This window comes from Agrobacterium sp. B1(2019) (assembly GCF_008274755.1).
GTDB classification, from domain to species: Bacteria; Pseudomonadota; Alphaproteobacteria; order Rhizobiales; family Rhizobiaceae; genus Agrobacterium; species Agrobacterium salinitolerans.
The window spans coordinates 38466-52013 of sequence record NZ_VTPB01000004.1 but is presented as its reverse complement, the minus strand read 5'-3'; the positions used below and the strand labels follow the sequence as shown (position 1 = coordinate 52013).

General features: G+C 58.8%; 13 protein-coding genes and 1 pseudogene. 10 read left to right on the top strand and 4 right to left on the bottom strand.

Annotated elements, in window-relative coordinates:
* Nucleotides 1–516: 516 nt before the first annotated feature.
* Both AGR1_RS24365 and AGR1_RS24360 read left to right on the top strand, forming a co-directional pair.
* Nucleotides 517–978 (top strand): mobile mystery protein A, encoded by a 462-nt coding sequence (locus tag AGR1_RS24365; protein ID WP_149148583.1) that lies wholly within the window; start codon nucleotides 517–519, stop codon nucleotides 976–978.
* Nucleotides 975–1571: a mobile mystery protein B gene (locus AGR1_RS24360; RefSeq protein WP_149148582.1), complete on the top strand. Its 597-nt coding sequence runs from the start codon at nucleotides 975–977 to the stop codon at nucleotides 1569–1571. Before AGR1_RS24365 ends, AGR1_RS24360 begins: the two co-directional genes overlap by 4 nt.
* A 293-nt stretch (nucleotides 1572–1864) precedes the next feature.
* Here AGR1_RS24360 and AGR1_RS24355 read toward each other — a convergent pair whose 3' ends face one another.
* On the bottom strand, nucleotides 1865–2764 hold the full coding sequence (locus AGR1_RS24355; protein WP_149148581.1) for a LysR family transcriptional regulator: 900 nt from the start codon (nucleotides 2762–2764) through the stop codon (nucleotides 1865–1867).
* A 155-nt stretch (nucleotides 2765–2919) separates the two neighbouring features.
* On the opposite strand from AGR1_RS24355, the gene argH reads away from it, so the two are divergent.
* The 7 genes from argH (at nucleotide 2920) to speB (ending at nucleotide 10412) form a co-directional block, all read left to right on the top strand.
* Nucleotides 2920–4380, top strand: a complete 1461-nt coding sequence (argH, locus tag AGR1_RS24350; RefSeq protein WP_149148580.1) for an argininosuccinate lyase — start codon at nucleotides 2920–2922, stop codon at nucleotides 4378–4380.
* On the top strand, nucleotides 4377–5249 hold the full coding sequence (locus AGR1_RS24345; protein ID WP_149148579.1) for an amino acid ABC transporter permease: 873 nt from the start codon (nucleotides 4377–4379) through the stop codon (nucleotides 5247–5249). Before argH ends, AGR1_RS24345 begins: the two co-directional genes overlap by 4 nt.
* Before the next feature lie 10 nt (nucleotides 5250–5259).
* On the top strand, nucleotides 5260–6030 hold the full coding sequence (locus AGR1_RS24340) for an amino acid ABC transporter ATP-binding protein (RefSeq protein WP_149148578.1): 771 nt from the start codon (nucleotides 5260–5262) through the stop codon (nucleotides 6028–6030).
* Between the two features lie 82 nt (nucleotides 6031–6112).
* On the top strand, nucleotides 6113–6940 hold the full coding sequence (locus AGR1_RS24335; protein WP_149148577.1) for an ABC transporter substrate-binding protein: 828 nt from the start codon (nucleotides 6113–6115) through the stop codon (nucleotides 6938–6940).
* Between the two features lie 107 nt (nucleotides 6941–7047).
* Nucleotides 7048–8439 (top strand): MmgE/PrpD family protein, encoded by a 1392-nt coding sequence (locus AGR1_RS24330; protein ID WP_149148576.1) that lies wholly within the window; start codon nucleotides 7048–7050, stop codon nucleotides 8437–8439.
* A gap of 11 nt (nucleotides 8440–8450) precedes the next feature.
* A complete protein-coding gene (locus tag AGR1_RS24325; RefSeq protein ID WP_149148575.1) occupies nucleotides 8451–9323 on the top strand; it encodes a polysaccharide deacetylase in 873 nt (290 codons plus the stop codon).
* 30 nt (nucleotides 9324–9353) lie between these two features.
* Nucleotides 9354–10412, top strand: coding sequence for an agmatinase (speB, locus tag AGR1_RS24320; RefSeq protein ID WP_149148574.1), 1059 nt, complete (start codon nucleotides 9354–9356; stop codon nucleotides 10410–10412).
* 102 nt (nucleotides 10413–10514) lie between these two features.
* On the opposite strand, the gene AGR1_RS24315 is transcribed toward speB, so the two are convergent.
* The 3 genes from AGR1_RS24315 to AGR1_RS24305 all read right to left on the bottom strand — a co-directional run bounded on the left by AGR1_RS24315 (nucleotide 10515) and on the right by AGR1_RS24305 (nucleotide 13088).
* Nucleotides 10515–11426, bottom strand: a complete 912-nt coding sequence (locus tag AGR1_RS24315) for an HNH endonuclease (RefSeq protein WP_149148573.1) — start codon at nucleotides 11424–11426, stop codon at nucleotides 10515–10517.
* Nucleotides 11427–11527: 101 nt separating this feature from the next.
* A complete protein-coding gene (locus AGR1_RS24310) occupies nucleotides 11528–12781 on the bottom strand; it encodes a HipA domain-containing protein (protein WP_149148938.1) in 1254 nt (417 codons plus the stop codon).
* A complete protein-coding gene (locus AGR1_RS24305) occupies nucleotides 12774–13088 on the bottom strand; it encodes a helix-turn-helix transcriptional regulator (RefSeq protein WP_149148937.1) in 315 nt (104 codons plus the stop codon). The genes AGR1_RS24310 and AGR1_RS24305 overlap by 8 nt, the downstream gene beginning before the upstream one ends.
* A 228-nt stretch (nucleotides 13089–13316) precedes the next feature.
* Between AGR1_RS24305 and AGR1_RS29985 the strand changes: the two are divergent.
* Nucleotides 13317–13517, top strand: a pseudogene (locus AGR1_RS29985) (hypothetical protein); the annotation flags it as partial.
* Nucleotides 13518–13548: the final 31 nt, after the last annotated feature.

Here is a 13548-nt window from a genome sequence, read left to right as displayed (position 1 = left end):
GTGCCATGTGAGTAACCTCCGTGCAGAGCGGGCCAATCCCGCTCGATGGCTCCTCGAAGGACCAGGGACGGTCGTAATCACCGCGAAGGCGAAGCCGAGTGGCGGCAGCTTGCTAGCCGACCCCGACAGAGGGTTGATCGACGGAGATCCGGCCCTGGTCCAGGACGCTATCAATAAAGAGCGGGATTGGTTTGCTTCGGGCGAGCAAGGTGGTGTTCGGCACGGGTCTCCCACCTGAGCCACAGCTGCAGCTCCGCCCTGCTTCTTTCCGCCACACCCCCTCGGCTGTTCAGCCGGAACAAAACGAATTGCGCGCTGGAGGTAAAGTCGTGGAGCGCCCCCCACTCGGCTTTCTCCAGATCTTGGATCAGGCTAAGGACTGATACCAATGGATAGAAATCAGACTATAGACTGCTATCACAAGAATTTTTATCAGTTTACAGTCTGATATGACGCGCTTGATGATCAGTCCCTAAGCTGATAATGTATACAAAATATCAGTTTGTAGGCTGAGATATGAAAAGTGACACTCGCAAAAGAGCACGGGGACGGCTTGACGAAAGACTTCAGGCGCTCCAACCAATTGATCGGTTTAGGGCACCGCCCAAGGGATGGGTGCGAGCGCTACGCGATGCCCTCGGCATGACGGGTGCGCAGCTGGGCACGCGCATTGGAGTCCGGCCGCAAACAGTTGAATCAATCGAAAAGTCGGAAGCTGCCGGCACAATCCAACTCAATACCCTGCGCCGCGCCGCCGAGGCACTGGATTGCACGCTCGTCTATGCCCTCGTTCCAAACAGTTCGCTTGAAGCCGTTGTCGAGGCACGGGCGCGCAAGATCGCAACACGCGAACTTCAGCGCGTCGCGCATACGATGCGTTTGGAAGCACAGGGCACGGACTATGCGGATTCCGAATCTCGTATCCAGGCATACATCCGCGATAGGCTCTCTGAGCGCGATCTCTGGAACGAAGTATGACAGATCTTTTCCAGGAACCTGAAGACGCGACGCCGCTTGAGCCGCAGGAACGAGAGGGTTTGCTTCAAACCTGGATCACTCACCGCCGCGATCTCAACGAAGCGGAAGAGGAAAACATAGTCGAAGGTACGGCTTGGGCGCGGGGCCGGCGGCGCTTGCCACTCGAACGGATGCTCAGCGAAGACTTCATGCGGACGCTACATAAGCGAATGTTCGGTGACGTCTGGCAATGGGCCGGCACGTTCCGGGCGGCGGAGCGCAACATCGGCGTTCAGGCTTATCGTATCGGAATGGAGCTCGCGAGCTTATTGAGCGACATCCGTTACTGGATTGAACACAAGACCTTTCCACCGGATGAGATGGCAATCAGATTCCATCATCGCCTCGTCGCCATCCACCCGTTTCCGAACGGAAATGGACGGCAGGCACGTCTCGCAGCCGACCTGCTGATCGAGCGGCTTGGCGGTGATCCTTTTACCTGGGGCGGCGGCAGTCTGGCCAATGTTGGCGAATTGCGAGGACGCTACGTCGCCGCACTACGCGCGGCGGACAATCATGACATCGCTCCGCTTCTGGAATTCGCGCGCAGCTAACATACCCCGCATCTGTGACAAAGACGGTCGGTAGCCACATGGCGCCCGATTGGCGGCACTCCAGGGGTCTTGGTCGATTCCGGGTTCGCGACCTAGCAAGGATGTCAGGGTGGGTCCCAACGCCTTGATTGGGTTCGAACCGGTGGCTCGCCATACCGATTGGCTGCAGTGTTCGAAACGAACTTTTGATTTCAGACGAAGCAAAGTCCCGCCAATTTGGATGGGGAACAATATGCTCCAAGACAATGGGATGTCCGAAGCGTTTCGCCTCCAGGTATCACGATAATTCCGATCTAATCTTTCGTTGAACGGGCTTCTTCGTGCAGCCATTGTTCAAAAAGACGCATCGACTGGCTTGTGGGAATGTTTCCCGGCTTGGTGAACCAGTATCCATGGTCACTCCGGAAGCCCAGCCCGCCGGGATTGACGAGGCGGCCGGCAGCAAGTTCCTCAACGATCAGACCGTGCGGGATCAACGCCATGCCCTGGCCTGCCAGAGCCGCGCGGATAACCATCGTATAATAGCCAAAACGCATCGTGTGGCGAACCTCCAGCCCGGACATTCCATTCGCCTGCACGAAGAACGGCCAATGAAACGGGGTCTGTGGATGCTCCAGGATGACACCCCGTGCGGCAGCTTGGATGGTCGAGGGATCTCCAAGCTTTTCCCAGTATGATGCGGCACTAACCAGACGAATGTCATTGCCAAACAGATAAGTGCCTTCCTCGTCTGGAGCCGGGGTCACGAGGAACCGTACGCTACCATCAGGAATTTCGGTCTGTGTCTTTGAGACGAAGGTCGTAAACTGAACTTCGATTTCGGGATGCGTCTCGGTAAACTGCACAAAGCGCGGCAAAAGCCAGCGATCTCCGAAGATCGGCGGCACCTGAAGACGAAGAACACGCGGCCCCGGCTTGAGGCGAGCGACCTTCAGGGCCGCATCCTCCATTGCCTTGATCGCCGTGCGGGCGTGCTCGATGTAGATGGCGCCCAACTCGGTTGGAACCATGCCGTTCGGCGTTCGCTGGAAAGCCGGACCACCGATGATTTCTTCCAACCCGATCAATTGCTTGCTGACGGCACTTTGCGAGAGCGCGAGCGGCTCTGCTGCTGCACTCGTCGAGCCGCGCTCGCCCACAGCCAGCAGAACCTGCAGCGCCGTCATGGACGGAAATTGCTTTCGGCCAGACATGTGCACCTCGCGCCCCGTTCAGTCGATTTCAGACTAAGCATGCAAAGTCGGGTTGGCTAGTCCTTTTTGTCATAGGCCAAGGAGTTATCTTCGCTTGCCTCAATTAACGGCGAGTAGGAACATTGCCTCAATACTAAACACAAAAGGGAACTATCATGTCAGAGCCGACCCAGCTCTGGGGTGGACGCTTTAAGTCCGGCCCCTCGGAAGCACTTGCCAATCTTTCACGCTCGCATCCGGCTTACTTCCGGCTTTACCGCGAAGATCTCGCGGGATCACGCGCACATGCCTCCGAACTGAAGCGCGCTGGCGTGCTGGATGAAGCAGAATTCGCCACGATCCGCGAAACGCTCGACCATATCGAGACCGATGTTGCGACCGGAAACGAAAAACCTATCGCCGCCGACGAAGACATTCATACCTTCCTTGAACGCTTGCTGATGCAGCGTCTCGGCGTGCTGGGTGGCAAGCTGCGCGCCGGGCGCTCGCGCAACGACCAGACATCCAACAATACCCGCCTCTATCTGCGCCGCATGGCGCGGGAATTGTCGCGCGGCATCGTCGAGATCGAACTGGCTCTCGTTTCCCAGGCCTCCCGACATATCGAAACGGTGATGCCGGGCTTCACGCATCTGCAGCCTGCACAGCCGGTCGTGCTCGGCCATCATCTCATGGCGCATGCGCAGAGCCTGCTGCGCGACCTCGAACGTTTCGAGGATTTCGACCGGCGCTTCGACCGTTCGCCGCTGGGTGCCGCCGCACTGGCCGGTTCCGGCATCGCCTGTCGCCCGGATCTGTCGGCGGTCGAACTTGGCTATGCCGCGGCCTGCGAGAATTCCATCGATGCAGTTTCCGCCCGCGATCATGTGGCCGAATTCCTGTTCATCTGCTCACTGGTGACCATCAGCCTGTCACGCCTTGCGGAAGAGATCTGCATCTGGAGTTCAAAGCAATTCAGCTGGGTGAAGCTGCATGATTCCTACTCGACCGGCTCCTCCATCATGCCGCAAAAAAAGAACCCCGACATTGCCGAACTGACCCGCGGCATGAGCGGCACGCTGATCGGCAACATCGCCGGCTTCCTGGCAACGATGAAGGCCATGCCACTCGCCTATAACCGCGATCTCGCCGAAGACAAGCGGGCGCTGTTTGAGAGCATCGATGTTCTCGAACTCATCCTGCCCGCTTTCGCCGGCATGGTGGAAACGCTGGAATTCGATGTGGCCAAGCTGCGGGAAGAAGCACCTAAGGGCTTCACCCTGGCAACGGAAGTGGCGGACTGGCTGGTATCGCAGAATGTGCCGTTTGCGCAGGCCCACGATATCACCGGTGCCGTCGTGCGCTATTGCGAGGAGCGCGGCCATGATCTTGCGGGCCTTGTCGAAGAAGACCTCCCTCTTATTGACGCCCGCCTGACGCGCGGCGTTCTCGATGTGATCACGCTGGAAGGCGCGCTTGCCAGCCGCACCGGCTTTGGCTCGACGTCGCCGACGAGGGTGCGTGAACAGATTGAGCGCTTAATCGGCGCGCTGGAGGCAAGAAAGGTCTTCGCAGAAAGTACGCTGAACCTGCCGGGCAGAGTTTCCCCTTCCGAGAACGCACGAGGCGTCCGATGACCATACCTGCACCCCAAGCTGCATTGCCCGACCAGAAATACGAGATCGCCCACCTGACGCTCGTTCCCAAACGCCATATTGGGCGCATGGTGGCCGCCGCCATGGTTCTGGCCGCTCTTGCCGCCCTCGTGCGCGCCTTCAGCGTCGGCCAGATCGAGTGGAGCTATGTCCGCGACTTCCTCTTCGCCCCAGCCATCCTGCAGGGGCTGCAGAGTACGCTGGTGATGACCGTGGCCGCCATGACGCTCGGCATCGTTCTTGGCGTGGTCATCGCCCTGATGCGCGTTTCGGGCAACCCGGTCCTGTCGTCCATTGCGGTGGGCTATGTCTGGATCTTCCGGGGAGCACCGGCGCTCTTACAACTAATGATCTGGTTCAACCTGGCGCTCATTTTCCCGACCATGGGCATTCCGGGCCTGTTCGAATTCCGCACCGTGGACATCATGACGCCGTTTGTCGCGGCCATGCTGGGGCTTGGAATATCCCAAGGCGCCTACACGTCGGAAGTCGTGCGCGGCGGCCTTCTGTCAGTGGATAGCGGACAGTATGAAGCGGCCCGCTCGATCGGCATGACGCAGATGATGATGCTGCGCCGCATCGTGCTCCCACAGGCCATGCGCGTCATGGTGCCGCCGATCGGCAACGAGGTGATCGGCATGGTCAAGCTCACCTCGCTTGCCAGCGTCATCCAATATTCGGAAATCCTGCACAACGCGCAGATCATCTATTTCGCGAATACGCGCGTGCTGGAATTGTTGCTGGTTGCCAGCTTCTGGTATCTCGCGGTCGTTTCCGTCCTGTCGGTCGTCCAGCATTATATCGAGCAATATTTCGGCCGCGGCAGCAAAGCCGTCAGCGCATCGATGTGAGGGGATGGAGATGAACAAGGAAATCGTTGTAAAGGCCGTTGACGTCACCAAGCTTTATGGGACTTTTACGGCGCTCGACAAGGTCAGCCTGGAAATCGCCAAGGGCGAGGTCTGCTGCATCATCGGCCCTTCTGGATCGGGAAAGAGCACCTTTCTCCGTTGCATCAACCAGCTCGAAAAGATGAACGCCGGGGCAATCTGGGTGAATGATGAACTGGTCGGCTATCGCCGCGAAGGCAACAATCTTCACGAGATAAGCGATGTGGAAATGTCGCGGCAGCGCCGCCACATCGGCATGGTTTTCCAGCGGTTCAACCTGTTTCCGCACAAGACCGCGCTGGAAAACATCATGGAAGGTCCGGTCCAGGTTCTGCGCGAGCCGATAGCCGATGTCCGCAAGCGGGCAGAAGACCTCTTGGTCCGCGTGGGGTTGGGGGACAAGGCCGGGCATTATCCCTCGCAACTGTCCGGCGGTCAGCAGCAGCGCGTGGCAATTGCTCGTGCGATGTGCATGCGCCCCGAATTGATCCTGTTCGACGAACCGACATCCGCACTCGACCCGGAACTCGTCTCCGAAGTTCTGGACGTGATGAAAGATCTCGCCGCAAGCGGCATGACCATGATCGTGGTGACACACGAACTGGGCTTTGCCCGTAGCGTTGCCAACACCGTCGCCTTCATGGAGGCAGGCAAGATGGTCGAGGTCGGCCCTGCTTCTGAAGTTCTCAGTACGCCGAAAAGCCCTCGTACCATGGAGTTTATCAGGGCTGTTCACAGCTGAAACCAATCGGGCCGGTCACTCCGGTCGGCCCGCGCTTCAAGACTGCACCGAAACAATTCAGCTCATAAAAAGGGGAATTCGCATGAAAACAGCTCTTGTCACCCTCGCCGCCATTCTCGCCTCTACGGTGGTGTATGCCGAAGGCATGCCGGACCGCATCAAGTCTGCGGGCAAGGTTGTCGTCGCAAACCAGCCCAATTATCCGCCGATGGAATACAAGGACCCTGCGACCAACACGCTGGTGGGGATCGATATCGATCTTGGCGTGGCGCTTGCCAAGCAGCTTGGCACCACGGTCGAATGGGCGGACATCGGCTTCGAGCAGATGATCTCGTCTCTCCAGACGGGCCGCGTCGATCTCATCCATAGCGGCATGAGCGATCTTCCCAAGCGTCGCGATACCCTCGATTTCGTCGACTACATGAAATCCGGGGCACAGTTCTACACCTCGGCGGCGCGCAAGGAGGAGTTCAAGACCCCAGCCGACTTCTGCGGCAAGACGGTGGGTATGAGCCGCCGCACTTCCTTCCCGGATGAAACCGCCAAGTGGAGCGCGGCCAATTGCGAGGCCAAGGGTCTTGCCGCCATCAAGGTCGTCGGCACGGAGGGTTCGGCCGATGCGCGCGCCCAGCTGAAGCAGGGCCGTTTGGATGGTGCGGTTCAAGGCTCGGAAACCCTGCCCTACCTCCTTACATTGGAAAAGGATACCTATGCCATTGTCGGCGAGCCTATTACCGCCGTTTACCAGGGTATCGCCTTCTCGAAAAAGGACACTGCATTGCGCGATGCCTATGCAGGCGCCCTCAAGGCGCTCATGGCCTCAGGCGAGTACAAGGCGATCTTCGCAAAGCACGGACTGGAAGGCACGCTGCTGGACGGCATCTACATAAACGGCGAGCCCGCAAAGTAAGCGGCTAGACATCCGTGACAAAATCAACCGGCCGCAATGGTTTTGCGGCCGGGATCTCTCCCCCGTTAACGTTGCGGGCAATCCACTTATTCCAGAGTATCCTCCTGATGAACCGTTCTCTCGCCGACACGCCGATTGACAGGCTCGCCCGTTTCATTTCCGATCTTGGCTATGGCTCCATACCTGAAAGTGTCGTCGCCAAGACAAAAGTCCACATTGCCGATACTCTGGGTGCTGCCATCGCGGGTGCCCGCTCCCAAGAATTTGCAAGTACATTGCAAGCGATGCACCCGGCGGGCAGCACACAGCTTTGGGGCACAAGCCTCGCCGGTTCATCGCGTGACAGCGCCTTCATCAACGGCGTCGCGGCCCACGCGTTTGAACTGGACGATGCTGGGGGTTGCGATCATTCCGGTGCTGTGATCATGCCCGCGGTATTTTCAGCCCTGTACGAAGTCGCACAGCCAGTAGATGGCAAGCGCATGATCACCGCTGTTGTCGCAGGCTACGATGCGGGACGCCGCATCCTTGAAGCCGCCGGCGGCTATGATGCCCATAACGGGATCGGCTGGCATTCGACCGGTACATGCGGCACGTTTGCTGCGGCCGCCGCCGTTGCCAACCTGCTCGGCCTCGATGCCTCCGCCACCCGAGACGCCATGACGCTGGCGACGAGCCTCTCTTCCGGCCTTTGGGCCTTTATCCATGACGGTTCGCAGGCAAAGAAGCTGCATGCGGGGCGCGCAGCGGAAGGCGGCCTGCTTGCGGCTTTGCTCGCCGCCAAGGGCTTTGCCGGCCCTTCACGCGTGTTCGATGACGTCTGGGGTGGCTTCTTCACCTCGTTCAACAAGTCTGCCTGCCAGCCTGACCTCTTGGCGGAGGGGCTTGGCGATGTCTGGAAGGTCAACCGGGCGGTGCTGAAACCCTATGCCTCTTGCCGCGGCGCCCATTCCGCCGTCGATGCGCTCGACGACCTGCTCGGCGAAACCGCTCGTGCACCTGACGAGATCGCCCGGATCGGCCTTCGCATGAGTGGTATGCTGGCGAACATGTGTAGCGCAAAGGTCGCGGGCGCCATGGCGCCGACCCAGATGAGCCTGCCTTATGCACTTGCCGCCCGATGCGCCTTCGGCACTGCCGGCCTTCAGGCCTATACCGAGGGCCGGCGCCAGCATCCGGACGTGCAGGCGATGATGGAGCGGATCGACATTTCCGTTGACGCATCGATGGATGCCATGGCTGAACCGGTGGTGACGCTGACCTTCCTCGATGGCGTGACGGTCGAGCGGATGGTGCCCCGCGCCACGGGCTCTGCCGAGCGGCCGATGTCACCGCCCGCCGTTGCAGCAAAATTCCGCGAGCTTGCCGCCATGAGTTTGCCAGAAGACCAGGTGGAGACACTCTGGCGAAGGCTCGGCAGCCTCGAAGAGATTAGCGACTGCACCGAGATCGAAGCGCTGATGGCCGGCCATGCCGAAACGCTTCAAACCCTCCGCTGAAAGGCAATGCCATGACATTTGATCTCACACCACGCCCCCTCAACCCGGCAGCAAAGGCACCGGACATGATCTGGCCAAACGGCGCGAAAAGCGCGCTGTTCATCGGTTTCGACGTGGATGCCGAGACCGCCTGGATCGGCAACAACCCCTCCAATATCGATCGCATGGTCACCACCTCGCATGGCGGCTACGATGCGCGCGTCGGAATTGCCCGCATTCTTGGCCTGATGGACCAGCTTGGCCTGAAGGCGACCTTCTTCACTCCCGGCTGGACGGCGCTCGCGCACCGCGGCGAATGCGAGGCCATGGTGGCAGCCGGTCACGAGATCGGTCATCACGGATACCTGCACAAGCTGCCGGACCGGACAAAGCTGGATGAGGCCATGGAGGAAATCGACCGAGGCTTCGAGGCATTGCAATCGGCGCTCGGGGTTCGCCCGGTCGGATACCGCGCCCCATCGGGCGAGAATTTCCCGGAACTCCTCGCCTATCTCAAAGAATCCGGCATCCGCTATTCCAGTTCCTTCCGCGACGACATCCTGCCCTACCGGCATGGGACGTGCGACGGCGTGTCTGGCCCGGTCGAAATCCCCGTAAACTACGCCTTCGACGACTGGAATTTCGGCATGACCAGTCGAACCAGTCCGCGCGCGATCTTCGGGCGCGACACGATCCTGCCGCTCTGGATTGACGAGTTCGAGGCAACCCATGCCTGGGGCGGGGTAACCACGCTCGTGCTTCATCCGCAAGTATCCGGCCGGCCGATGCGCTGGCACCTGCTGCGGGACTTTCTGAAGCATGTGCTTTCCAAAGGCGATGTGTGGATCGCGACCGGCCGCGAAATCACCGACCATTTCGAGGCCCAGGAAGCGGCCCGTCTGTAAATTCCACCGATCAGAAAAGGATATATGTCGATGGCTTTCGATGAAGATGCACTCAAGCGCCTGCGAGCGCGCTATGGCGAAGGCCACGGCGGAACCATTCACGATCCCGAGTTCCGCGCCGTAGCCGACCGTATATTTTCGGCAAGCGGTACACGTGCTGCGCCTTACAGCGGCATACCGACTTTGCTCGATGCCGTCTATCGGCCGATCGATGCTGCTCATCCTGATCTGAGTGATCTCGACGTCGCGCTGGTCGGCGTACCGATGGACCTTGGCGTGACCAATCGACCGGGTTCGCGCTTCGGGCCACGCGCATTGCGATCAATCGAACGGGTGGGGCCTTACAATCACGTTCTCAAAACCGCGCCGCTGTTCGAGATGAAGGTGGCCGATATCGGCGACGTGCCGTTTCGCAGCCGATACCGGCTCGAAATGAGCCATGAGGATATCGAGGCCTATTTCAACAGGGTTGTTCAGGCGGGCATCATCCCGCTCTCGGTCGGCGGTGACCATTCGATCACGCATCCGATCCTCAAGGCCGTCGGCCGGGACCGTCCCGTCGGGATGATCCACATCGATGCCCATTGCGACACCGGCGGCGCCTATGACCTGACCAAGTTCCATCACGGTGGGCCATTCAGAAACGCAGTCCTCGACGGTGTTCTCGATCCCACCCGCGTGGTCCAGATCGGTATCCGCGGGGCGGCGGAGTATCTCTGGGAGTTTTCCTACGAGAGCGGCATGACCGTGATTCATGCCGAGGAAATCGGCAAGATGGGGATCGACACCGTCATCGCGAAAGCGCGGGAGATCGTCGGAGACGGCCCGACATATCTGTCATTCGACATCGACAGCCTAGACCCTTCATACGCGCCGGGCACTGGAACGCCAGAAATCGGCGGCCTCACCAGCCGGCAGGCACTCGATATTCTTCACGGACTAAAGGGTGTGAATTTCGTGGGCGGCGATGTGGTGGAGGTGGCTCCACAATACGACACAACCACCAATACCGCCCATGCCGGCGCTCAGATGCTGTTCGAGATCCTCAGCTTGATCCGCTATAGCCCGGCGATTGCCTCCAGGACATAAACTGAACCTTGGGGCTACCAACGAACCGCGAGAAGACCAGACGGCGGGTAACTTGAGCCAAAAGATTAGACAGCTCTTGAAGGTATATGAGCCACCGGCATGCTAATGTTTGAAGGTATTTTCACGATGCCATCGTAGAAACTGTGGATGCGGGCGCTCGTGAATACCTGCCGGCACGATCGCCTTTCCCGTCCTGTTTATGAGACCATGTATACTGTCGCGGTCGTTTGCGTAGCGTGAGACAAGGATTTCAAGATTGTCCGATAAACCGATGAGACCGCGGTCGAACATCCAATGCGCCGTTCCCGACAGTGCGATTCCGTTCGACAAGATGTCCGGACCATTCGCTTCGACCGGGCGAATGTGAGCAGCATCGACTTCGGCACGGCCGCCGCCATTGATCAGCTTCAAACCCGTTACTGCGCATCGTTTGTCGTAGGCTTGCAAAATCAGCCGACGGAACAGGCGGTCACGAACGATACGTGACGAAAGCTGCGCGACGCGCACCCTCTCCTGTTCGAACATAAATGGAGCCTGCCCAATGTCCGAAAACCCACTCGGTTCCGGCGTCACAACCGCTTCCCCGGATCGCGGCAACTCCGGTTGATCTTCCGCCAGTCCGATCGACAGGATTTGATTGAAGTCTACCGCTGAGATTGGTCGCACGGCCGCTTGCGCCCTTCCCGAAATCCGTCCCGCGTCGTTGAGCACTCCGCGCTCAATCACACCCTCTGGCCCGCTGAAGGGAACGGCGTTGACGAAATCGAGATAGCTGCCGGGCTCGATCAGAGCCAGATACATTCCGGGTGCCGTGGGATCCGGAATCACCTGTGCGACTTTGGCCACCGCGAAATATCCCCGCGTCGCCGCCACTTTTCGGGGCTCGTAATAAATGATCCAGTCTCCGACACAGGCCTGGACACGACCAAGATACTGGCTCGGAAACTGATATCGCTCAGCCGGGCTGTCGTCGTAGATCGAATCTGTGCGATGAATGAAAACCCCAAATCCCATACTCGATCTCTACCATGGTGACTGCGATTTAAACCAGGGAGATCGGTCATTATGCATGCCCCCAGGCTAGGACGGCTGTTTGTCGTCTCGCAGCGGGCTACTCAGTTCGCATACGTGCTGAGGATCGGCGTCATCATCCTAATATGTGCATCGATACGCTCGAGAACCTTTGCCGGAACGACCTCGCGTTCCGGCAATGACCACCAGAGTTTGTCCACGCGTTCGACCGTGTCGACCACGGCATTGAGGACTGCAGCTTCCGGCAATCGTGCGCGATTGGCAAAGGCTTTCCATCGCTGTGCATTCAATGCCTTGAAAGGACGCTCGCCGGCGAGCGACAGAGCCATGGCGTCCGCCGGGATATACGGGATCGTCGAGAGCACGTCGTAAATAGGCGCGAGATCCGGTTTGTCGCCAGCACCTCGATAGATCAATGACCAGTTTTTCAGATGCATGTCGCCATTGCCGGTCAAGGTAGCCAGAGCTAATCGGCGGACAAACTCGAGAGCGGCGGCAGACGACACGGCAACGTTCAATGCCGCAGCGATATCATGATAGGCGGCTCCTTCATACTTCCGGGAAGGATTTATACCGAAGACCTGGGCAAAGTCCTCGATGTGGATCCGCTCACCATTGGTGCCACGATCGAAGCGTTTGACGAGCAGGACTTTCCCATCTGACAGCGTCTCGAACTCTTTTGGAATTCCTTCGAACTCTGATTGCTCGACTAGTTCCCGTTCCGGCACCTCCATGCCGATCGCTTCTGCCAAAGCAAGATTGGCATACTCGTTCTCCGAGACGCCGGGAAATGAGGTGGACGGAAACTTGGCGATATACGAACCCTGCTCGTCACCAAGCGGTAGGGTCAGGCCGCCGCCCTTCCCCATGTTCTTGATGACCGAGAGCTTCATTTGCACACCGGCGAGCGAGAACCGGGCTTTCGGCTTGGGAGCGGAGATGTCATCCTGCCGCGCAAATGTTCCGTGACCCGGCACGACGCGGACGGCGCCCGGCAGGTCCGCCCCGAGTGCGACAAGCAGATCGAAATCGTTCCCGGGGCGAACGCTACCTGCGTGGTGCTTTTCCATGGCCTCGCGCAATTTGTCCTCAGGGAGAAGATTGGCAAAGAACGCAGGCAAGGCTTTGGCAACAGGCTTCGGGTCTTTGCGCAAGCCGCCGGTAGCCGCTCGAAATGATAGGCTCACGATGGGAACTCCACCTGTCGCGCGATAGCTATCCTCGAAGCTGAATGCGTTGAAATCGCCGGGCGTCCGTACGATCGTGCCGACCTTCATGTCGTTCAGTAGCACGTCAAGCGACGAGACTGATCTCGGATTGGGAAAAGCCTCAGTCATCATGATCACCGTCTGGATGAACAACAAATGCCGGGAGATCATCGAGATCGTCGTGCGGCCGCAGCAAAGCATCGACGGCCGGCACCATCGCCTGCGGGATGAGCATCAGCTCCAGCCCGAGAGCGCGAGCGATGTTGATTAAAGTCGTCGTACGCGCGGCGCTGCTTCCGGCCTCTATCTCGCGATAGCGGGGACGCGATATCCCCGCCACGTCGGCGACTTGCTCCTGGGTCAATCGCTTGACCTTGCGCGTCGCCTTCAGCAACTGTCCGATATCTAGTAGTGCATCTGACTCGGAGCGTGCCATCATCCTTCCCCATCCGGTCTTCTTGAGACTGATGGATGAACTAGCAAAATCATACCTCACAGTCAAAATAAAAGATATATAAACGTACCATTTTAAGGAATATGATCTGTTTATATATCATTCATGACGTTTTCAGACGATGGCGCGAGGCGCCCCACTATACATGCTTCGTTAAAGACCGCCGCTTATTTCCGCACGCCCTCGGCACTGGTGCCGACAAGAAGTGGAATGAGCATGCCAAAACACGATCTTTCATCACGTCATTTTCAGCGAAAAATTTCGGAATTCTGCGAGGTGCGGATTGCGCCGATATCCTCGAAGCGGGCGCTGGAAAATGTCCGCCCCTACCTGATCAGCCTGATCATTTATCGCAATCGGCCGCCTGTCGTAAACGGCCATCTCGATTGGACTGCGATTGGAGAGGCCTGCTTGCAACATGGTCAGAGCCGGCGACAGCAGC

Coding starts and splice junctions, on each gene's coding strand:
- AGR1_RS24365 (WP_149148583.1), top strand. CDS start 517: ATGAAAAGTGACACTCGCAAAAGAGCACGGGGACGGCTTGACGAAAGA.
- AGR1_RS24360 (WP_149148582.1), top strand. CDS start 975: ATGACAGATCTTTTCCAGGAACCTGAAGACGCGACGCCGCTTGAGCCG.
- AGR1_RS24355 (WP_149148581.1), bottom strand. CDS start 2,764: ATGTCTGGCCGAAAGCAATTTCCGTCCATGACGGCGCTGCAGGTTCTG.
- argH (WP_149148580.1), top strand. CDS start 2,920: ATGTCAGAGCCGACCCAGCTCTGGGGTGGACGCTTTAAGTCCGGCCCC.
- AGR1_RS24345 (WP_149148579.1), top strand. CDS start 4,377: ATGACCATACCTGCACCCCAAGCTGCATTGCCCGACCAGAAATACGAG.
- AGR1_RS24340 (WP_149148578.1), top strand. CDS start 5,260: ATGAACAAGGAAATCGTTGTAAAGGCCGTTGACGTCACCAAGCTTTAT.
- AGR1_RS24335 (WP_149148577.1), top strand. CDS start 6,113: ATGAAAACAGCTCTTGTCACCCTCGCCGCCATTCTCGCCTCTACGGTG.
- AGR1_RS24330 (WP_149148576.1), top strand. CDS start 7,048: ATGAACCGTTCTCTCGCCGACACGCCGATTGACAGGCTCGCCCGTTTC.
- AGR1_RS24325 (WP_149148575.1), top strand. CDS start 8,451: ATGACATTTGATCTCACACCACGCCCCCTCAACCCGGCAGCAAAGGCA.
- speB (WP_149148574.1), top strand. CDS start 9,354: ATGGCTTTCGATGAAGATGCACTCAAGCGCCTGCGAGCGCGCTATGGC.
- AGR1_RS24315 (WP_149148573.1), bottom strand. CDS start 11,426: ATGGGATTTGGGGTTTTCATTCATCGCACAGATTCGATCTACGACGAC.
- AGR1_RS24310 (WP_149148938.1), bottom strand. CDS start 12,781: ATGACTGAGGCTTTTCCCAATCCGAGATCAGTCTCGTCGCTTGACGTG.
- AGR1_RS24305 (WP_149148937.1), bottom strand. CDS start 13,088: ATGGCACGCTCCGAGTCAGATGCACTACTAGATATCGGACAGTTGCTG.